The organism is Paraburkholderia bryophila (assembly GCF_003269035.1).
In the GTDB taxonomy this organism is placed as follows: domain Bacteria; phylum Pseudomonadota; class Gammaproteobacteria; order Burkholderiales; family Burkholderiaceae; genus Paraburkholderia; species Paraburkholderia bryophila.
In genome coordinates this window covers 19083-39855 of the sequence record NZ_QLTK01000002.1, presented here as the reverse complement: position 1 = coordinate 39855, position 20773 = coordinate 19083, and the positions used below count along the sequence as shown (strand labels likewise).

At 63.5% G+C, this 20773-nt stretch carries 20 protein-coding genes; 6 read left to right on the top strand and 14 right to left on the bottom strand.

Annotation, left to right across the window (positions count from 1 at the left end; translation table 11 throughout):
• The first annotated feature begins 327 nt into the window (after positions 1-327).
• Positions 328-768: a nuclear transport factor 2 family protein gene (locus BX591_RS03720; protein ID WP_111929405.1), complete on the top strand. Its 441-nt coding sequence runs from the start codon at positions 328-330 to the stop codon at positions 766-768.
• A 31-nt stretch (positions 769-799) separates the two neighbouring features.
• Here the strand turns inward: BX591_RS03720 and BX591_RS03715 are convergent, their stop codons facing one another.
• The 9 genes from BX591_RS03715 to BX591_RS03675 all read right to left on the bottom strand — a co-directional run bounded on the left by BX591_RS03715 (position 800) and on the right by BX591_RS03675 (position 10399).
• On the bottom strand, positions 800-1216 hold the full coding sequence (locus BX591_RS03715; protein ID WP_035548595.1) for a CopD family protein: 417 nt from the start codon (positions 1214-1216) through the stop codon (positions 800-802).
• Between the two features lie 108 nt (positions 1217-1324).
• Entirely contained in the window at positions 1325-2596 is a 1272-nt protein-coding gene (locus BX591_RS03710; RefSeq protein WP_111929404.1) for a glutamate-5-semialdehyde dehydrogenase, read from the bottom strand.
• Positions 2597-2729: 133 nt separating this feature from the next.
• Entirely contained in the window at positions 2730-3848 is a 1119-nt protein-coding gene (gene holA / locus BX591_RS03705) for a DNA polymerase III subunit delta (RefSeq protein WP_111929403.1), read from the bottom strand.
• Between the two features lie 36 nt (positions 3849-3884).
• Entirely contained in the window at positions 3885-4436 is a 552-nt protein-coding gene (locus BX591_RS03700) for an LPS-assembly lipoprotein LptE (protein WP_111929402.1), read from the bottom strand.
• Between the two features lie 91 nt (positions 4437-4527).
• Complete coding sequence (gene leuS / locus BX591_RS03695) at positions 4528-7119, bottom strand: leucine--tRNA ligase (protein ID WP_111929401.1); 2592 nt, start codon at positions 7117-7119, stop codon at positions 4528-4530.
• A 195-nt stretch (positions 7120-7314) separates the two neighbouring features.
• Complete coding sequence (locus BX591_RS03690; RefSeq protein WP_111929400.1) at positions 7315-7761, bottom strand: ExbD/TolR family protein; 447 nt, start codon at positions 7759-7761, stop codon at positions 7315-7317.
• 44 nt (positions 7762-7805) lie between these two features.
• Positions 7806-8516 (bottom strand): MotA/TolQ/ExbB proton channel family protein, encoded by a 711-nt coding sequence (locus BX591_RS03685; RefSeq protein ID WP_111929399.1) that lies wholly within the window; start codon positions 8514-8516, stop codon positions 7806-7808.
• 78 nt (positions 8517-8594) lie between these two features.
• The gene (gene dapB / locus BX591_RS03680; protein WP_111929398.1) at positions 8595-9401 is read right to left on the bottom strand and encodes a 4-hydroxy-tetrahydrodipicolinate reductase; all 807 of its coding nucleotides are present in this window, start codon (positions 9399-9401) and stop codon (positions 8595-8597) included.
• 182 nt (positions 9402-9583) lie between these two features.
• Positions 9584-10399 (bottom strand): outer membrane protein assembly factor BamE, encoded by an 816-nt coding sequence (locus tag BX591_RS03675; RefSeq protein WP_111929397.1) that lies wholly within the window; start codon positions 10397-10399, stop codon positions 9584-9586.
• Positions 10400-10557: 158 nt separating this feature from the next.
• Between BX591_RS03675 and fur the strand changes: the two genes are divergently transcribed.
• On the top strand, positions 10558-10986 hold the full coding sequence (fur, locus tag BX591_RS03670) for a ferric iron uptake transcriptional regulator (protein ID WP_012434340.1): 429 nt from the start codon (positions 10558-10560) through the stop codon (positions 10984-10986).
• 137 nt (positions 10987-11123) lie between these two features.
• Here the strand turns inward: fur and BX591_RS03665 are convergent, their stop codons facing one another.
• The 3 genes from BX591_RS03665 to BX591_RS03655 form a co-directional block, all read right to left on the bottom strand.
• Positions 11124-11636, bottom strand: a complete 513-nt coding sequence (locus BX591_RS03665) for an ureidoglycolate lyase (protein WP_111929396.1) — start codon at positions 11634-11636, stop codon at positions 11124-11126.
• Positions 11637-11648: 12 nt separating this feature from the next.
• Positions 11649-12659 carry an allantoicase gene (gene alc / locus BX591_RS03660; RefSeq protein WP_111929395.1) on the bottom strand — a complete coding sequence of 337 codons (1011 nt, stop codon included), beginning with the start codon at positions 12657-12659 and terminating at the stop codon, positions 11649-11651.
• Between the two features lie 114 nt (positions 12660-12773).
• A complete protein-coding gene (locus BX591_RS03655; protein WP_111929394.1) occupies positions 12774-14102 on the bottom strand; it encodes a C4-dicarboxylate transporter DctA in 1329 nt (442 codons plus the stop codon).
• Between the two features lie 227 nt (positions 14103-14329).
• On the opposite strand from BX591_RS03655, the gene BX591_RS03650 reads away from it, so the two are divergent.
• Positions 14330-15028 (top strand): FadR/GntR family transcriptional regulator, encoded by a 699-nt coding sequence (locus BX591_RS03650; protein WP_111929393.1) that lies wholly within the window; start codon positions 14330-14332, stop codon positions 15026-15028.
• Positions 15029-15163: 135 nt separating this feature from the next.
• Here BX591_RS03650 and gap read toward each other — a convergent pair whose 3' ends face one another.
• Positions 15164-16174: a type I glyceraldehyde-3-phosphate dehydrogenase gene (gene gap, locus BX591_RS03645; RefSeq protein ID WP_074282197.1), complete on the bottom strand. Its 1011-nt coding sequence runs from the start codon at positions 16172-16174 to the stop codon at positions 15164-15166.
• A 91-nt stretch (positions 16175-16265) separates the two neighbouring features.
• Positions 16266-18287, bottom strand: coding sequence for a transketolase (tkt, locus tag BX591_RS03640; protein ID WP_111929392.1), 2022 nt, complete (start codon positions 18285-18287; stop codon positions 16266-16268).
• Between the two features lie 306 nt (positions 18288-18593).
• Here tkt and speE point away from each other — a divergent pair, with 306 nt between their 5' ends.
• From speE to BX591_RS03625, 3 genes are all read left to right on the top strand, one after another.
• Positions 18594-19484 (top strand): polyamine aminopropyltransferase, encoded by an 891-nt coding sequence (speE, locus tag BX591_RS03635; RefSeq protein WP_111929391.1) that lies wholly within the window; start codon positions 18594-18596, stop codon positions 19482-19484.
• Between the two features lie 115 nt (positions 19485-19599).
• Positions 19600-20013: a VOC family protein gene (locus BX591_RS03630; RefSeq protein WP_111929390.1), complete on the top strand. Its 414-nt coding sequence runs from the start codon at positions 19600-19602 to the stop codon at positions 20011-20013.
• A gap of 19 nt (positions 20014-20032) precedes the next feature.
• Complete coding sequence (locus tag BX591_RS03625) at positions 20033-20773, top strand: 16S rRNA (uracil(1498)-N(3))-methyltransferase (RefSeq protein ID WP_111929887.1); 741 nt, start codon at positions 20033-20035, stop codon at positions 20771-20773.

The window sequence follows — 20773 nt, the reverse complement described above, 5'->3', positions numbered from 1 at the left end:
AAAAATAACCTCCCCGACCTTCACCGCCACAGCCCCCCCGAAAAGCCAACTAATTCTCACAACCTTCCTACGCAAAATTGAGGGATTAGGAATATTCCCGTTTATTAAAACATCGATTTTCAACAAAATTCATCACAGGCCTTCCAAAAAAATCTGCCTTACCGAAATATCAACCCAGCCGCCCCACCATTAATCAACGCAGTTCGGTGCACCAAGCTTCATAGACGATTAAATAGCGCCCTCCGCCAATCCGCGCGAAACCATTTTCGATGGCGCGCTTAGTCGACAACCGAATTCGAACACCGCATTACCTCCCACGGAGCCGTTATGAAACGCTTAGCCTTCCTGGCCATCCTCGGCCTATCAACCTGCGTGTTGGCCACCGGCCTTCACACTGAAGTTCAGGTCGAGTCAACGCTCACGTCGCTTGAACAGACATGGGTCAACGCCGCCATCCAGGGCGATCGCGCCACGCTCGACGAACTGCTCGACAACTCGTTCATCGAAACGATGCCGAACGGCGCACGGCGCAGCAAAGCCGACGTGCTGTTCGCACCCGCGCTGCCGCCCGGCGCAGCACAGTCGCTCGGCGATCTGAAAGTACGTGTATTGGGAAATGTCGCGATGGTGTCCGGCGTCAGTCACTACACGCCGGCATCGGGTTTGAAAACGATCGATTACGCGTTCACCGACCTGTACGTGCGACGTGGCGGCACCTGGCGTGTCGCGTCGTCACATACGACCCTTGGGTCGGTGCATAACGTCTAACAGTGTGAAGCGTTGCGCTCCCACTAATAGTTTAAAACGGCTTGATCACCACCAGCGCCACCGCTGCCAGCATGCCCAGCACGGGCAACTCGTTAAACATCCGATACCACTTATCCGAACGCTTATTCTCGCCGCGCTCAAAAGTCCGCAGCAAGACACCGCAGTAAGCGTGATAAATGATCAGCAGCACCACCACGCCGACCTTCGCGTGAATCCAGCCTTGGCCGCGGCCAATGCCGATCACCAGCCACAGCCAGATACCGCATGCCAAAGCCGGCACCGCGATGAACGTCATGAAGCGGAACAGTTTGCGCGCCATGATCAGCAGACGCGCCGTTGCGGCGGGCTCCGTTTCCATCGCCAGATTGACGAAGATGCGCGGCAAATAGAACAGGCCGGCAAACCATGAAGCAATCAGGACGATGTGAAACGTTTTGACCCAGAGCATCGGCGGTACCTGTGGCTGTGCGATTGTCGACTGCGTTGATTGGGGAACAGGCGCTGCTGCGTCGCACAGCCGCGCTTGTGTCATGCGGCCGCCGGAGCGGCGCAGCGCTTATTGACGGCCTTCGCCGTGCCCAAGCACGACATACTTCAGCGACGTCAGCCCTTCCAGGCCCACCGGTCCGCGCGCATGCAGCTTGTCGTTCGAGATACCGATTTCCGCGCCCAGTCCGAACTCGAAACCATCGGCGAAACGGGTCGATGCATTCACCATCACGCTCGCCGAATCGACTTCGCGCAGAAAACGCATCGCACGGTCGTGGTCTTCGGTGACGATTGCGTCGGTATGGTGCGAGCCGTATTCGTTGATGTGCTCGATCGCGGCATCCAGACCGTCGACCACCTTGATCGCCAGCACCGGCGCGAGATACTCGGTGCGCCAGTCTTCTTCGGTAGCGTCGACGAGCGGCGTCACGCCCGCGTCGGACAACACGGCGCGCGCCGCCGCGTCCACACGCAACTCGACTTCCTTCGCGCGATACAGCTTGCCCAGCGCCGGCAGCACCTCAGCCACGATACCGCGCGCGACCAGCAGCGTTTCCATCGTGTTGCACGTGCCGTAGCGATGCGTCTTCGCGTTATCGCAAACGGTCAGCGTTTTCGTCAGATCCGCGCGATCGTCCACGTACACGTGGCAGATGCCGTCGAGGTGCTTGATCATCGGCACGCGGCCTTCTTCGATCAAACGCGCGATCAGACTTTTGCCGCCGCGCGGCACGATCACGTCGACGTATTCGGTCATCGTGATCAACTTGCCGACGGCCGCGCGATCGGCCGTGGCCACCACCTGCACCGCGTCCTGCGGCAAGCCGGCCGCTTCCAGCCCTTCGCCGATCAACTTCGCGAGCGCCGTATTGCATTCGAGCGCTTCCGAACCGCCGCGCAGAATCGTCGCGTTGCCCGACTTCAGGCAAAGCGCGGCGGCGTCGATCGTCACGTTCGGCCGCGATTCGTAGATGATGCCGATCACGCCCAGCGGCACGCGCATCTGGCCGACCTGAATGCCGCTCGGCCGATACTTCATATTGCTGATCTCGCCAATCGGATCGGCCAGCCCGGCAACCTGCCGCAAGCCTTCGACCATCGTCTTCAGCGCTTTGTCCGACAGCGTAAGACGGTCGATGAACGCCGCGTCATGCCCTTTGTCGCGGGCCTTGGCGAGGTCGCGCGCGTTGGCTTCTTTCAGCAGGGCGGCATCGCGTTCGATGGCGTGAGCGACAGCCGCGAGCGCGGCATTCTTCGCCGCCGTCGACGCCCGCGCCATGGCACGCGAAGCGTGACGGGCGCGGCGGCCGAGGTCGGTCATGTACTGGTCGATATCCATGGAGATTCTCTTGGTGCCGCGCACGCTCAGGTGCGGCGGACGGACGGAATTAGCGAAACATCAAACGATTGTAAGGCGGGCGGAGGTGATTTGCTTGAGGCGGCGGTTTGAGCGAATCAGGACGCTCAGCCGCTCAAACTGGCCGGCGCGCGGGCGCTGCGGCTCCGCTCCTAGCCCGCAGCGGCGGCGCGACCGCCGTTTTCGGCGACGCAACGGTCATCGCCAGTTCGAACAGACCGTCCCACGGGTCGGGCGGCGGATCGTTGCGGTGATTTCCGCGCGTTGCGCCCGATAAACCCTTCACCTGCCGATCCAGTCTGGCCGCCAAGGCCAGCGCCTTTTCCAACGCGGCTTCCGTAACACGCGCCAGCGCCGGCCCGATCAGCCGCTCGCGCGGCCCCCACACACGGTTCTCACGCACCAGCATCGCAAGCGGTTTGCCCGCCTCGACGCCGCGTTTGATCCGTAGCAGCGTGCGCACTTCTTCGACGACCGCCCACAGCACCAGCACGGCCGCCTCGCCTTCGCCGCGCAGCCCGTCGAGCATGCGTGACAACCGGCCGACATCGCCTGCGAGCATCGCCTCGTTCAGCTTGAAAACGTCGTAGCGAGCGACGTTCAGCACCGCGTCCTGAACCTGGTCGAAACTCAACGACCCCGCCGGATACAGCAGCCCAAGCTTCTGAATTTCCTGATGCGCGGCCAGCAGATTGCCTTCCACCCGTTCGGCGACAAAGGCCAGCGCGCGCCGCCCTTCTTCGCCGGCCGCGACCCGCTGCCCTTGCGCCGCGAGCCGCTGGCCCACCCAGTTCGGCAACTGCGTGCGCTCCACGGGATCGATTTTCAACGCGACGCCCGCATCGGCCAGCGCCATGAACCACGCCGATTTCTGCGTAGCAGCGTCGAGACGCGGCAGCGTGACCATGGTCAGCACGTCGTTGCTCACAGCGGCGGCAAGCGCCTTCAACGCGTCCGCGCCTTCCTTACCGGGCTTGCCCGACGGAATCCGCAATTCGACCAGCTGACGGTCGCCGAACAGCGACATGGACTGGCTCGCGCCGAGCAGCGAACTCCAGTCGAAACCGCGCTCGACGGTGAACACAGAGCGATCGGTGAAGCCGGCCGCGCGCGCCGTCGCGCGAATGCGGTCGCACGCTTCCTGCGCGAGCAGATGCTCGTCGCCGTACACGACGTAGAGGCCGGCGAGCCCCTTGGCGAGATGCGCTTCGAGCGCGTCAAGTCGCAGTTGCATGCGCACCGTCCGGCAAAGTTGAACGAGGCATCACGCTCACAGCGGCGGCGGCGGCAACGGTGCGCGCGGCGACACCGCCGGCACTTCCTGACCCGGCGCCGGATGCAGCGAACGCACGATCGACAGACGGCGCGTGAGCTGGTCGATCGCGTCGTTTTCCATGTCGGCGAACAGGATGTCGGCTTCCGCCGCCTTGGCCTGCGAATACTGGTCGCTATAGGTCATCGCGCGGTTCAACGAGATCACGCTCGGCGGAATCAATACCGTGCCGTCCTTGCCGACCAGCGAGTAAGTCATCGAGAGATTCATCTGATACTCCTCGACCACGCCGAGCGAGTTCAGTGTCAGCGTGCTGACGCCGCGGCCTTCGCCGATCGTCAACGTCGCGTCGGCATTGGCGACCGAGGTGACCACCACCGTATCGCTGCCGCCTTGCACCATGCGCGTGAGGCGCGCGTTGGCCGCGGGCGAACCGCCGGCGACATAAAGGCGTTTGAACGCGTAGTCCTGCTGGCCGCGCAACTGGAAGCCGCAAGCGGACAACATCAGCACGCTGCAAGCCAGCGTCAATACCATTCTGCGAGTCACATTGGCTCCTGGTTCGCAGTAGATTCCGCAGCGGGAGACAGGCGCCGCCGTGCGCGACCGACCCTGTCCGCTGTCATGTTCCCGTCTTTCGTCAAACGACCACGTTCACGAGGCGGCCCGGCACCACGACGATCTTTTTCGGGGCCTTGCCTTCGCTGAACTTCGCGACCATTTCGTGAGCGGCCGCGAGCTGTTCGATCGCTTCACGCGTGGCGTCTTTCGCCACGGTGATCGCGCCGCGCACCTTGCCATTCACCTGCAACACGAGCTCGATCTCCGCCTGTTCCAGCGCCTGCTCGTCGACCTTCGGCCATGCCGCGTCGAGCAGCGAGCCGTGGACGTCGGCGAAACCGAGTTCCTGCCACAACTGGAACGTGAGGTGCGGCACCACCGGGTACAGCACGCGCAGCATCACGCTGTAGGTTTCGCGCAGTACCGCCGGCTGGGCGCCCTTCGCGCTGTCGAGCGCATTGAGCATCTTCATCGCGGCCGACACCACCGTGTTGTACTGCAGACGCTGGTAGTCGAAATCAGCCTGCTTCAGCACGCTATAGATCTCGCGGCGCAGCGTTTTATCCACGTCGCCGAGTTTGGCGGCGTCGACCGTACCGCCCGAGCGCAACGCGGCTTCGTTCGCCTGACTGAAGCTCCACACACGACGCAGGAAACGGCTCGCGCCTTCCACGCCCGAACCGGACCATTCGAGCGACTGCTCGGGATGAGCGGCGAACATCACGAACAGACGCGCGGTGTCCGCGCCATGCTGGTCGATCAGCAATTGCGGATCGACGCCGTTGTTCTTCGACTTCGACATTTTCTCGACGCCGCCGAGCACGACCGGCTGACCGTCCGCGTTCAGGATCGCGCCGACCGGGCGGCCCTTGTCGTCGAACGAGACCGTGACGTCGGCCGGGTTGTACCAGGTCTTCTTGCCCGCCTCGCTTTCCCGGTAATACGTTTCGTTGAGCACCATGCCCTGCGTGAGCAGGTTCTTGGCCGGTTCGCCGAACTTGACGAGGCCCAGGTCGCGCATCACCTTCGCCCAGAAACGCGAGTACAACAGGTGCAGAATCGCGTGTTCGATACCGCCGATGTACTGGTCCATCGGCGCCCAATAATCGGTGCGCTCGTCGACCATGGTCTTCGCATCCGGCGACGCGTAGCGGTAGAAATACCACGACGAATCGACGAAGGTGTCCATCGTGTCGGTTTCGCGTTTGGCCGCGCTGCCGCAAGCCGGGCAGGTGCAGTTCACGAATGCTTCGGATTTGGCGAGCGGATTGCCCGTGCCGTCCGGCACGAGATCTTCCGGCAGCACCACCGGCAGATCTTTTTCCGGCACCGGCACGTCGCCGCACTTCGGGCAGTGAATGATAGGAATCGGCGTGCCCCAGTAACGCTGGCGCGACACGCCCCAGTCACGCAGACGCCACGTGATCTGCTTATCGCCGAGGCCGAGTTCTTTCAGATCGGCCGCGATCTGGTCTACCGCCGCTTCGTAGGCGAGGCCGTCGTACTTGCCGCTGTTGATCAGCGTGCCGGTCTTCTCGCCGTACCATTCTGCCCAGGCGTCAGTCGAAAATTCCTTACCTTCGACGGCTACCACCTGCTTGATCGGCAGGCCGTATTTCTTCACGAATGCGAAGTCGCGTTCGTCGTGCGCCGGCACGCCCATTACCGCGCCTTCGCCGTAGCTCATCAGCACGTAATTGCCGATCCACACCTCGACCTGTTCCTGCGTCAGCGGATGCGTGACGTAGAAGCCGGTGCCCATGCCCTTCTTTTCCATGGTCGCGACGTCGGCTTCAGCCACACCGCCGCGCTTGCATTCTTCGATGAAGGGCAGCAATTCCGGCTTGTCTTTCGCGAGACGCGTGGCAAGCGGGTGCTCGGCGGCAATCGCGCAGAAGGTCACGCCCATGATCGTGTCGGCGCGCGTGGTGAACACGCGCAGCAGCTTCTCTTCACCGTCGATCTCGTACGGGAAGCCGAAGTTCACCCCGAAGCTCTTGCCGATCCAGTTCTGCTGCATGACCTTGACGCGCTCGGGCCAGCCGAGGCCGTCGAGGTCGTTCAGCAGTTCGTCCGCGTATTGCGTGATGCGCATGTAGTACATCGGGATTTCGCGCTTTTCGACCAGCGCGCCCGACCGCCAGCCGCGGCCGTCGATCACCTGCTCGTTAGCGAGCACGGTCTGGTCGATCGGGTCCCAGTTCACCGTGCCGGTTTTCTTGTACGCGATGCCCTTTTCGAGCATCTTCAGGAACAGCCACTGGTTCCATTTGTAGTAATCGGGGCTGCAGGTCGCGACTTCACGTGACCAGTCGATCGCGAGGCCCATGGACTGCATCTGCTTCTTCATGTAAGCGATGTTGTCGTAGGTCCACTTCGCGGGCGGCACGTTGTTGGCCATCGCCGCGTTTTCGGCCGGCATGCCGAACGCGTCCCAACCCATCGGCATCAGCACGTTGTAGCCGTTCATCCGCAGATAGCGGTACATCACGTCGTTGATCGTGTAGTTGCGCACGTGGCCCATGTGCAGCTTGCCCGACGGGTACGGCAGCATCGAGACGCAATAGAACTTGGGTTTGCCGGTGGTTTCCGAAGTCTTGTACGCGTCGATGGCGCGCCATTGCCCTTGCGCGGCGGATTCGACGTCGGAGGGAACGTATTTTTCGTGCATGGTGTGATGGGATCGCTGGGTTCGGTGCTTTCGCACCGGCCGCTTTGGTGCTCTGCTGGATGAAATGGCGTGATTCCCCTTCTGCGGGGGAAAGCGCTGATTATACCGTTCGCGGACGGGTACGCCGCGCGGTGTCAGGCGTGGCGATGCGTTCCCGCGTGCCCACCAGGTGCTGACTGCGCGCCAGGAACGCAACTAGTGCGCGGCGCCCTGCGGCATTCCGCCCGGCGGCGGCGGGTCCGTCACGAAGCCGATCCGCTCGAGTCCGGCTTGCTGCGCCGCGCCCATGACCTGCGCGATGACTTCGTAGCGCGTGGAGCGCTCCGCGCGTAGCTGGATTTCCGGCTGATCCGTCTGTTTTCCCGCCTGCGTGAACTGGGCGCGCATCTGCTCCAGCGTGATGGGCTTTGCGTTCCAGTAGAGCTTGCCGGCGGCGTCGATGGAAAGGGAAATGGTCTGCGGCGTCTGCCGTGCGGGCGCCGATGCGACTTTCGGCAGATCCAGCCGGATCGCGTGCGTGAACAAGGGCGCGGTGATGATGAAAATCACCAGCAGCACCAGCATCACGTCGATCAGCGGCGTCATGTTGATCTCGGCCATGGGCGCGGCCGTCTGCTTTTTCTCGAGTCCGCCGAATGCCATGTCGCCTCCTTCTGCCTGAGTGCCGCGTGACGCGCGCAGGTGGATCAGTGAGCCGAGGTCTGCTGAATCCGCGCCGGCACTTCGCGGGGCTCCGCCGGCGCGCACACGTAAGCGTGCAGGTCGTGCGCGAACCCGTCGAGTTCCTCGGACAATTGCCGCACCATCCGCCCCAGCACGTTGTACGCGAGCACGGCCGGAATCGCGACCACCAGGCCGAACGCGGTCATGATCAGCGCCTCGCCGACCGGACCGGCGACATTCTCGATCTGCGCCTGGCCGCTCGCCGCAATGCTGCCGAGCGCATGATAAATGCCCCACACGGTACCGAGCAGGCCGACGAACGGCGCCGTGCTACCGACCGAGGCCAGCAGCACCTGACCGAATTCGAGCCGCCGCTGCGACACGTTGAGCGCCTGCCGCAGCGCCCGCAGCACCCGTTCGCCGCGTTCGACGCGCGCCAGCAACGCACCGGGAATATCCACTTCGGCCGCGTGCAACGCCGCCTCGGCGAGCGGCGTGAAAACACGCTCGCGGTCCACGCGTTTTAACACCGCGACGCCGTCCGACAATGTGGGGGCTTGCCAGAACTGCGCGATCGCGCGGTTCGCCTGACGCCTGGCGCGCGTGAGAATCCAGCTTTTGACGATCAGAAAACACCAGCTCGCCATCGACATGGCCAGCAACACGTACGCGACGCCATGCGTGATCGCGTCGCTGGTTTGCAGGTAATGGATAATGCCGCTGCTGCCTGCCATCTGACCTCGCCGGGGGAAAGTGATTTCAGGGCCGCGACAGGGGCAGCGTTGCCCCTGCCGCCTGCTTGCGTGGCTTGCTTAACCGGCGTCGCGCAGGCCGAGCACGTCTTGCATGTCGAAAAAGCCGGTTGCGTGGCCTTCGAGGAAACGCACAGCACGAAGCGCGCCTTGCGCATACGACAGACGGCTCGCCGATTTATGCGTGATTTCGATCCGCTCGCCGATGCCCGCGAACAGCACCGTATGATCGCCGACGATGTCGCCGCCGCGAATCGCCGAAAAACCGATGGTGGACGGATCGCGCTCGCCGGTCACGCCTTCGCGGCTATAGACCGCGCAGTCGTCGAGATTGCGGCCGAGCGCATGGGCGATCGTTTCGCCCATGGTCAACGCCGTGCCGGACGGCGCGTCGACCTTGTGACGGTGATGCGCTTCGATAATCTCGATGTCGTAGCCGGTCGCGAAATGCTTCGCCGCGAATTCCAGCAACTTCAGCGTGACGTTCACGCCGACGCTCATGTTCGACGCGAACATGATGGCGACCTTCTCCGCGCCGGCGCGCAGTTGCGCCTTCTGCCCGGTGTCGAAGCCGGTCGTGCCGATCACCATTTTCACGTTGTGGCGCTGCGCGGCTTCGAGATGCACCAGCGTGCCTTCGGGGCGCGTGAAGTCGATCAGGTAGTCGGACTCGGCGAGCGTGCGTTCGATGTCGTCGGTGAGCAGTACGCCCGTCTGTTTGCCCAGAAACGCGCCGGCGTCCTGACCGAGTTGCGGGGAGCCCGCGCGGTCGAGCGCGCCGGACAGCGTGGCGTCGGCATCGTTGAGGACGGTTTCGATGAGCATGCGGCCCATACGGCCCGATGCGCCAGCAATGGCAATTTTCATGGCTTCGAGGGTTCGGAAAAAGCAAAAACCCCGGCAAATGCGGGGGGAAGCGGCAGCGGACAGCACGCCCGGGCGCCGCGCATCACTGAAAAATGCAGAGAACCGGACCGGCGCCGCGCACCACGCGATGGTGTGTGCGCGATGGCCGATCTTGTGCCCGTCTTAAGACACGGACAGCCGGATTAGCCGCCCGTTCCCGAAGTCGACGGAGAGGAAGTCAGCGGCGCGTTGTACGTCGGGCCGCCGTTGCTGCTTTGCGGACCCGTCGGACCGACCGGATTGCTGTTGTCCGTATTCGGATTCTGCGGCGGCGGCGGACGGTGGAACTGGAACTGCGGCTGACCCGCAGCCGTCGGCCCCGTTGACGGAATGCCACCACCGCTGGCGGTCGGCGCGCTTGGCACGGACGGCCGCAAGCCGCCGCCCGACGACACCGCGTTGGTCGCGCGATTGGCGGCTTGCGCTGCTTCCGCATTGGCGTCAGTAGACGGCACGGCTGCTGCGGCAGCGCCGTCGACAGCCGACGAGGCCGGTGCGGCAGCGGCAGCAGCCGGCGCGCTCGCGCCGCTAGCCGGGCTGAGCAACGCTGCAGCCTTCTTCTTGCCGAGCTTGTCGCCGTCGATTTCAGCCAGCAACTCGAGGTTCGACGGCAGATCGTCGCCGCCGCTCCAGCTCGCGACACGGTCACCCGAGAAAATCACCACGAAATCGCGCTGCTGCACGACGTTGGTCGAGCCGCGCTTGAAATAGAACACGTAGTCCCAGCGGTCGGCGTGGAACATGTCGGTCAACAGCGGCGTACCGAGCAACTGCTTTACCTGCGCGCGCGACATGCCGGCCTGCATTTGTGCAGCCGCTTCTTTCGAAACAAAGTTGCCCTGCACGACCGTGATACGGTACGGCGTGATGCTTTGGGCAACGCGCTGTGTCAGGCTGTCGTAAGTGGAACATCCGGCAAGAACCGCGACAGTCGCAACAGCGATCAAGGTACCCCGCATGCGGCTCCCCCGGTAGATCAATTGAGATTTTGAAATCATTTCACTCACCGTGCGGGCCCGTGGACGAGCCGCGCGAGTTTCATTCCATCGAAGATGACCAGAACGGCAAAAACACATTACTATGAGAGCCCAGCATTGTACTCTAGGGATCCCTTGTCATGACCAATCCAACCGATCTCAAGAATATCGGGCTCAAGGCGACCCTTCCGCGCCTCAAAATCCTTGAGATTTTCCAGCACAGCCCGGTGCGTCATCTGACCGCCGAAGATGTGTACCGCAACCTGCTGCATGAAGAACTCGATATCGGCCTGGCAACCGTGTATCGCGTGCTGACGCAATTCGAGCAGGCCGGCCTGCTGTCGCGCAGCAACTTCGAATCGGGTAAGGCGGTGTTCGAATTGAACGAAGGGTCGCACCACGACCACCTCGTTTGCCTCGATTGCGGGCTCGTCGAAGAATTTTTCGACTCCGAGATCGAAAGCCGTCAGCAATCCATTGCGAAGGAACGCGGCTTCAAGCTGCAGGAACACGCGCTGGCGCTGTACGGCGCGTGCACCAAGGAAAATTGCCCACATCGCAAGCATTGACGCGCCTTCGGGCGGTGTAAGCGAGAGTCGGCCGCGTCGGGGTGCGCGTGCCGGCAGGTAGGAAAAAAAGACCCGGCCGATGCGAATCGGCCGGGTCTTTCTGTTTCTGTGGCGCAGTGGGACGCGCGCGTGTGGCCTTATTCGACCAGCTCCGCGCTCGCTTCGAACTCAAGTCGCCATGGCTCGGCTAATGACAACTCATCGCAATTAGGCTGCTCGCCGCCGCGATCGACCACCACGAAATCGCTCACCCGGTCCAACGCCAGCAACGGGTGATGCCAGACGCCTTTCGCATAGTTCACGCCCTGCCACGCGTCGGTCCAGAATGCGCGCATCCGCGCCGGGTCGAACTCGCCCGCCGGCGCGACCACCACCAGATAACGACCCGCCGTCAACGGAATGAAAGCCTGACTGCCGAGCGGATGCCGCTCCATCATCGTGATCGCCACCGGTAGCGCGCGGGGCTGCGCGCGAAACAGGTTGATCAGCGGGCGGCCGCCCTGCTCCGTTACGTCGACGCTGGCGAGGTCGTGAAAACGCTCGGTGGTGCCGCCGTTGATCGCGAAGTGGCGCGCGCCGTCCAGTTCGATCACGTCGCCGAACGGTGCGAAGCCCGCTCGCGTCAGGCGCTCCATTTGCAATGTTTTCATCGACGGGCTCCGTTACGCGATGTCGCCCCACAAGCGCAGGCGCGACACGCCGCCGTCCGGAAAGATGTTGAAACGCACATGCGTGACCGGGCCCAGCGACGCGATGCCGTCCGCGAAGGTGTGCACGTGATCCATCTGCAGCTTCTGTTCGCCGAGCAGCATCGGCCAGAACATGGCCTGCGTGATCAGCGAGTCGTCGGTACCGCCCGTCACCGTGGCCGCCTGCAGGGAGAAGCGGTCCGGGTAATTGCCCTTGAAGTGCGCGGTATCGACTTCGATCTTGCGGATCACGCCCGGCCGCGCCAGCGCGACGATCGCCCAGTCGTTGCCCGGCTCGCGACGGCGGCGGGTTTCCCAGCCGTCGCCCATGTTCCCGCCGCGGCCCGGCATCAGCATTTGCGAGGCCGGCCCGAAATGCTGGTTGTTGGCCGCGACCAGATACGCACCGTTCTCGACGGCCGCGAGATCCAGCAACGTGCCGCTGGCGACCCGCTCCCAGTCGCGTTTCGGCTGACCGTACACGCGCAGGCGTGCGAGGCCGCCGTCCGGATACAGATTCACCCGCAGATGCGTGAACGCGCGCGCGTCGTTCACTTCGACGTAATGGTGCTGGTTGCCTTGCAGCGTGGTGGCCGGCACGAGCGGTTGCCAGTCGGCATTGTCGGGCGGCATGTCGCCGTCCGCGTAGCAGGCTTCAATCGACGCCGCGGGCGGAAAGTTGCCGGTGAAGTGACTCGTGTCCAGATCGACGCCATGCACGACGCCCGGTCGCGCCAGGCGGATCACGCAGTAGTCGTGACCGGTGGTGCGCTTGCGGCGGGTTTCCCAGCCGTCCATCCACTTGCCGTGGTCGTCGTATTTGCCGGGGATAAACACCGCCGGTTGCGGTTCCAGCATGCGTTCCTTGGGCGCGAAGAATTCGTCGCTGGCGTGCAGCGCTTTCGCACCGAGTCGCGGGTCGGCAAGATTCATGTAGCGACGGGTGAAAGCGGGGGCGTTGGGGTCGAGGATCGGATTGGCCATAGTCTCGGTCAGGCAACGAAAAAGTGAAGGAGTGTCGGCGGATGGTCGTCATCCGTCGAGGCTGGAAGCGCGCGGCGTCGGCGCGCGGATTTCAATTCGGAGGCGAGCAGGAAATCAGACTGCCGGGGCGTGTTCGCCCGCCACGGATCCGTCGCTCGAATCTTCGCCGGCCGGCACGTAGCGCAACCCCGCATCGCGGTTCAGCACACGGTGCGCGCGCACCCGGTCGATATCGTTTTCCCACACGGCGACCACCACCGTCGCCACGCAGTTGCCGATCAGGTTGGTCAAGGCGCGGGCGATGCCGACGAACCAGTCGACCGGCAGAATCAGCACAAGGCCGAGCACGGGGATCGCCGGAATCGCGGACAGCGTCGCGGCCAGAATCACGATCGCCGAGCCGGGAATGCCGTGCGCGCCCTTCGACGTCACCAGCGACACCAGCACCACGACGATCAGGTCATGCACGGACAGCGGCGTGTTGGTGGCCTGCGCAATGAAGATCACCGCGAGCGTGAGATAGATGGAGAAGCCGTCGAGATTGAACGAGTAGCCGGTCGGAATCACCAGGCCGACGGTCGAATCCTTCACGCCCATCCATTCGAGCTTGCGCATGATCTGCGGCAGCACGGCGTCGGACGAAGCCGTGCCGAGCACGATCGACAGTTCTTCGCGCAGATAGCGAATCAGCTTGAAGACGCTGAAGCCGGCCAGCCGCATCACCACGCCCAGCACCACCACCACGAATACGAAGCAGCTCGCGTAGAACACCAGCACCAGCATGCCGAGCTGCTTGAGCGATTCGACGCCGTAGGTGCCGGTCGTAAAAGCGATCGCGCCGAGCACACCGAGCGGCGCGAGCTTGATGATGAAACCCATCACGCGGAAAAACACTTGCGACAACTCGTCGATCAGGCTGCTGACGCGCTGCGCCTTATTGCCGAGCAGCGACAGCGCCGAGCCGAACAGCACGGAAAACACCAGAATTTGCAGGATGTCGCCGGTGGCAAACGCGTTGATCGCCGTGTCGGGGATGATCTTCAGCAGAAAGCCCGCGGTGTCCTTGAGGCTCTTGGCGTTCTCGGTGTACGTGGCGAGCGACGCGGGATCGAGCGAATGCAGATTGATGTTCATGCCGACACCGGGACGCGTGGCATACGCGAGCACCGCCCCGATCACGAGCGCGATCGTCGTCATGACCTCGAAGTAGACCACCGCCTTCAAACCGACGCGCCCGACTTTGCGCAGATCGCCGGCATGCGCCATGCCGCTCACCACGACGCAGAACACGATCGGGCCGATCACCATCTTGATCAGCTTGAGAAAACCGTCGCCGAGCGGACGCAGCGACTGGGCGAAATGCGGATACACGGCGCCGATCACAATGCCGGCCACTAGCGCAATGACGACCCGGCCAAACAGCGAATTGAAGAACTTCAACACGGCTTTCTCCTGGTTGAGATGCTGATCTGTTCAGACTGGTCCGACCAGTACTGTTATGGCAGATAGTAGGAAGCCGATATACTGACGTCAAGGTTTCAAAGAACAGTGTTTACCCGTTGTTTTTTCAGCTCTTTCGGGTCGTATCGCGAATGCGGAAAGATGTGCCGTCTAAGCGCTCGGCACGCGTAATACAATGCTGGTCTGACCACGCTTTCAAGTGAGTTACGATGAAAAACGCCCCGCACACCGTCACCGACGCCGCCATCGCGACCATTCGCGAGCGGATCGAAGCGGGCGTCTATCCGGTGGGCAGTTTGCTGCCGGCGCAGCGTCAGCTTTCGGAGGAGTTGCAGATTAGTCGCGCGTCGTTGCGCGAAGCGCTGTCCACGCTCGAAGCGCTCGGTCTGCTGATGATCCGGCCCGGCAAGGGCGTCTACGTGGAAAATGCGCAGGCCACGGCCGCGCAGTCGTGGCGGTTCGCGGAGCAATCGTCATTGCCAGATACCTACCAGATGCGCTACGCGCTCGAAGGTTTTATCGCGCGCATGGCGGCGCTTGCCGTCAGCGAGGCCGACCTCGTCTGGTTCGAGGACAACATCACGGCCATGCAAACAGCGCTTGCGTGCGACGAACTGGACGAAGCCGCTCGCCTCGACTACGACTTCCACATGCGGATCGTGAATATTGCCGGCAACGCGGCGATCGAATCGATTCTGAGCAGCAGCGCGGACATCATGAAGGAAAGCCAACGCATGCCGTTCTACCGGCGCGAACTGGTGCTGTCCACGTACATCGAACATCGCGTGATTCTGGAGGCGCTGAAGGCGCGCGATTCCATCGCGGCGGGCCAGGCGATCGAGACGCATATTTCGAACGCGGCGCAGCGCGCCGGCGTGTATTTCCCGACGCCGCAGGCACGGACGTAGCAGTTGCGTCAGACGTGCCGGCGCGCGGACGCGCAGACGCAGGCGTAAAAAAAGCCGCTCCGGAGAGCGGCTTTTTTTGTCTCTAACGCCTCCGCCCCGCCGACTCGAAGCCGGCAGCGCGATGCGTCATCAACCTTACTTCGCGTTGGCCAACGCCACAGCCGTGTCCAGCATACGGTTCGAGAAGCCCCACTCGTTGTCGTACCAGCTCGACACCTTCACCAGACGGCCCGACACCTTGGTCAGCGTGGAATCGAACGTCGACGAAGCCGGGTTGTGGTTGAAGTCGATCGAAACCAGCGGTGCCGTGTTGTAGCCGAGGATGCCCTTGAGCGAGCCTTCCGATGCTTCCTTCATGATCGCGTTGACTTCCTCGACCGTCGTGTCGCGTGCGGCGATGAACGACAGGTCGACGATCGACACGTTGATCGTCGGGACGCGAATCGCGTAACCGTCCAGCTTGCCGTTCAGCTCCGGCATCACCAGGCCGACCGCCGACGCAGCGCCGGTCTTGGCCGGGATCTGGCTGTGCGTGGCCGAGCGCGCGCGGCGCAGGTCTTCGTGATACACGTCCGTCAGAACCTGGTCGTTCGTGTACGCGTGGATCGTGGTCATCAAACCGTTCACCAGACCGATCTTGTCATTCAGCGGCTTGACGAGCGGCGCCAGGCAGTTGGTCGTGCACGATGCGTTCGAAATCACCGTGTCCGATGCCTTCAGCACATGGTGGTTCACGCCATAGACGATGGTTGCGTCGACGTCTTTACCGCCCGGCGCCGAGATGATCACCTTCTTTGCGCCACCCTTGATGTGCGCGCTCGCCTTTTCCTTGGTCGTGAAAAAGCCCGTGCATTCCAGCACGATGTCGACGTTCAGCTCGCCCCACGGCAATTCTGCCGGGTTGCGGTTCGCCAGCACGCGGATCTTGTCGCCGTTCACAACCAGGTAGTCGCCGTCCACCGACACTTCGCCCGGGAACTTGCCATGCGCGGTGTCGTATTGGGTCAGATGAGCGTTGGTCTTGGCATCGCCGAGATCGTTGATGGCGACGATTTCGATATCGTGCTTCTTGCCGTTTTCATAGAAGGCGCGCAGCGTGTTGCGGCCGATCCGGCCGTAGCCGTTGATTGCGACGCGAATCGTCATGGTCTATCTCCTGATGGCTGAAAAAAATTCGTCTCTGTTCGTCTGCGCTTCATAGTCTGGCCGCAACGCGTACGGCCAGACTTGCCGAAGATCAGCCGAGTGCCGCTTTGGCCGTCGCTACCACGTTCTCGACGGTAAAGCCGAAATGCTTGAACAGCACGCCTGCCGGGGCCGATTCGCCGAACGTGTCGATGCCGACCACGCCGCCTTCCAGACCCACGTACTTGCGCCAGAAATCCGTGACGCCCGCTTCGATCGCGACGCGGCGCACGCCTTGCGGCAACACGCGTTCGCGGTACTCGGCGTCCTGCTTGTCGAACACGGTGGTCGACGGCATGGACACGACGCGCGCGCCGATGCCTTCGCGCGCCAGCGGCTCGACCGCGTTCAGCGCCAGTTCGACTTCCGAACCGGTGGCGATCAGGATGATCTTGCGCGCGGGGATTTCGTCATTCCAGTCGCGCAGCACGTAGCCGCCCTTCTCGATATTGGCGATCTGCGCGTCCGTGCGCTCCGAGAACAGCAGGTTCTGACGGCTGAAGATCAGGCACGACGGGCCGTGATGTTCGACCGCATGGGTCCAGGCCACCGCCGTTTCGACCGTGTCGGCCGGGCGCCACACTTGCAGATGCGGAATCAGACGAAGGCTCGCGACGTGTTCGATCGACTGGTGGGTCGGGCCGTCTTCGCCCAGACCGATCGAGTCGTGCGTGAACACGAAGATCGACGGCGCTTTCATCAGCGCGGCGACGCGCAGCGCGTTGCGGCTGTAGTCGGAGAACGTCAGGAACGTGCCGCCGAATGCCTTGAAGCCGCCATGCAACGCGACGCCGTTGATCGCGGCGCTCATGCCGAATTCGCGCACGCCATAGTTCACGTAGTTGCCCGCAGCGCGGCCTTCCGCGTTGACGCGCACCGGCTTGGCGGCCTTCCAGTTGGTCAGGTTCGAACCGGTCAGGTCGGCGGAGCCGCCCAACAGTTCCGGCAGGACCGCCGACAAGCCTTCGATAGCCTGTTGCGACGCCTTGCGCGTCGCGATGGTTTCCGCGCGTTCATTCGCGCCTGCAACGATCGCCTTGGCCTGTTCCGCCCAATCGGCCGGCAATTGCTTGGCCATACGGCGCGTGAATTCGGCGGCTTCCTGCGGATACTTGGCCTGGTAGGCCGCGAACGCCTTGTCCCACTCGGATTCGATGCGCGCGCCCGCTTCCTTCGCGTCCCACGCTGCGTAAACTTCCTGCGGAATCACGAACGGCTCCCACTTCCAGCCGATCGCTTCACGCGTGGCCGCGATTTCCTTGTCGCCGAGCGGCGCGCCGTGCGAATCGTGGCTACCGGCCTTGGTCGGCGCGCCTTCGCCGATCACGGTCTTGCAGCAGATCAGCGTCGGCTTGTCGGACAGCTTGGCCTTGGCGATGGCGGCGTCGACCGCGTCGACGTCATGGCCGACCACGTTCGGGATCACGTTCCAGCCGTACGCTTCAAAGCGCTTCGGCGTGTCGTCGTGGAACCAGTGCACCACTTCGCCGTCGATCGAGATGCCGTTGTCGTCGTAGAACGCGATCAGCTTGTTCAGCTTCAGCACGCCTGCCAGCGAACAGGCTTCGTGCGAGATGCCTTCCATCAGGCAACCGTCGCCGACGAACACGTAGGTATGGTGGTCGACGATCTTCGCGTCGGGTTTATTGAATTCGGTAGCCAGCAGCGACTCGGCGAGCGCCATGCCGACCGCATTTGCCAGCCCCTGGCCGAGCGGGCCGGTGGTCGTTTCGACGCCCGGCGTGATGCCGTATTCCGGGTGCCCCGGCGTCTTCGAATGCATCTGGCGGAAGTTCTTCAGCTCGTCGATCGGCAGATCGTAGCCGGTCAGATGCAGCAGCGAGTACAGCAGCATCGAGCCGTGGCCGTTCGACAGCACGAAGCGGTCGCGGTCCGACCACTGCGGGTTCGTCGGGTTGTGACGCAGATGACGCGACCACAAGGCCACGCCGATTTCGGCCATGCCCATCGGCATGCCGGGGTGACCGGAATTCGCTTTTTGAACGGCGTCCATGGACAACGCGCGGATTGCGTTGGCCATCAGGGAGGTGGGTGCGGGAGACGGGGTCGTCATGTCGAGTCCGGAGACAGAGTCAGAAAGCGGTGTGCGCTTGAGTCCCGGATGCTCGGCGGCCAGTTCGCTTCGGCGCACGGTGCGGCGCCAGGAGACGCGAAACGGGCAGAGCAAACGGACAAGGCTGAAAGCGTGACATTCTAGCAGAACGTTGCGCGGCTCCCGAGCGGAAACCCGCATGGCCCGAGGCCGCGCGTGGGCGCCGGGGGGGCCGCGGGGCGAACCGGATCGCCCCGATTCGACCCGGTTCGCCGTTTACAATTGGACACCCCGAACCCACCGCGCTCCCGACGGAGCCCCTTCGCCGTGAGCGCTCCGCTGCTGTTCCACCCCAGTCCCGACGCCGTCTACGGATTTCCGCACGCGCGGCGGATCGCCCGCGTCGACTCGCCTTATCAGCGGATCGAGGTGTGGGAGACGCCCCAGCTCGGCCGGCTCTTCACGCTGGACGGCCGTCCGATGACGTCCGTCGGCGACGAATTCATCTATCACGAATGCATGGTGCATCCGGCCGCGCTGACGCATCCGGCGCCAAAGGCGGCGCTGGTTCTGGGCGGCGGCGACGGCGGCGCCGCCCGGCAATTGCTGAAACACCCGGGCATCGAACGCATTGTGGTGGCGGAACTGGACGCCGAGGTCGTGCGCCTGACCCGCGAGCATTTGCCCGACGTACACGGCGGTGCGTTCGACGACCCGCGCGTCGAGCTGGTGATCGGCGACGCCGCCCGTTACGTCGCGGCGGCAGCAACGACAAAGGCGGCAGTACGGTTCGATCTGGTGATATTCGACCTGACGCCGCCGGACTCACCCGCGGCGAGCTTGTACACGCAGGCCTTCTACCACCAGCTCAAAGGGACGATGGCCCCGACCGCCGCGCTTTCCATCCACCTCGGCTCACCCTACTTTCATGCGCAGCGCGTTGCCGGCCTGCTCGACGGCTTGCGCGCGGCATTCGCCATGGTCCGCACGATGAGCGCCTTCATCCCGCTGTACGGCTCGCTGTGGATGATGGCCATTGCCAGCGACACACTCGACCCCACCGCACTCGACGCCGACGCGCTCGCCGCACGTTTCGCCGCGCGACGGCTCGAACTCGCCTCGCTGAGGCAATACGAGCCGGCCCTGCACGCGGGACTGTTCTCGGCATCGCGCTCAGTGCGCGATAAACTAAGTCAATTCTTAACGTCATCGAACTGAAGCGCGGGCACAATGCACGGTTCGCCCGGACCGCGCGATCGACACACCGATTGCGCCGTCGTCCAGCAGACCAGGCCGCCTGCGTCCCGCCAACCCCTCTGATCCGGAGAATTCCATGACCGCCTCCCGCCCAGCCGGTGTGCCCTGGTTGACGCCCTATCTGACCGTACGCGACGCAGGCGCCGCGAGCGCGTTCTTCTCGGCGGCATTCGGCTTCGAAGTGCGCGACAGCGTGCAGGACGACGGCGTCGTCATGCATGTCGAGATGACTTATCAAGGTCAGTTGATCGTGATGTTCGCGCCTGAAGGCGCCTTTGGTTCCGCGGCGAAAACCCCAAAAAGCGCGGGCGCGATCGCGCCGCAATCGTTCTATGTCTATGTCGACGACGTCGACGCGGTTTACACGCGGGCGCTGGCCGCCGGCGCCAAATCGTTGAGCGAGCCACAGGACCAGTTCTGGGGCGACCGCTTCGCCCAGGTTGAAGACCTGGACGGCTACCGTTGGGCGCTCGCTCGCCACCTTTCCTGAACCAATGAGTATTTTTCTGATGCCTCGCTTCTTCGTCGATACGGCGCTCAACTCCGGCGACATCCTGCCGCTTCCGGACGACGTCGTACGTCACGTCCTCGTACTACGCCTGCAACCCGGCGATTCGATCGTGCTGTTCAACGGCGAAGGCGGCGAATACAGCGCCGAACTCGTCGAGGTCGAGCGCCGTTCGGCGAAGGTCGTGCTGCGCGAATTCCGCGCCATCGAAATCGAAGCGCCGTATCACCTCACGCTCGCGCAAGGCATTGCCGGCGGAGACAAGATGGACTGGCTGATCGAAAAAGCGGTCGAGCTCGGCGCGTCGTGCTTCATGCCGTTGACTACCACGCGTAGCGTCGTGCGCCTGTCCGGCGAGCGCGCGCAGCGGCGGCATGCGCATTGGCAAGGGATCGTGCGCGCGTCGTGCGAACAGTGCGGCCGCAATCGTCTGCCGGAAGTCATGCCGGTGCGCGAAATCGCGACCTGGCTCGGCGCGCTGCCGCGTACGCCGGACGCAGACGAATTGCGAATTTTGCTGTCGCCGCGCGCGAGCATCAGCTTTACGGCCTTGCCCGCGACGCCGCCGCTCGGACGCGTCACGGTGCTGGTCGGCCCGGAAGGCGGTTTTTCCGCCGCCGAGGAAGCCGCCGCGACCGACCACGGCTTTACCGCGGTTGGGCTCGGCCCACGCGTACTGCGCACTGAGACGGCCGGGATCGCCGTGCTTTCCGCGCTAGCCGCGCGCTGGGGCGGGTGGTAA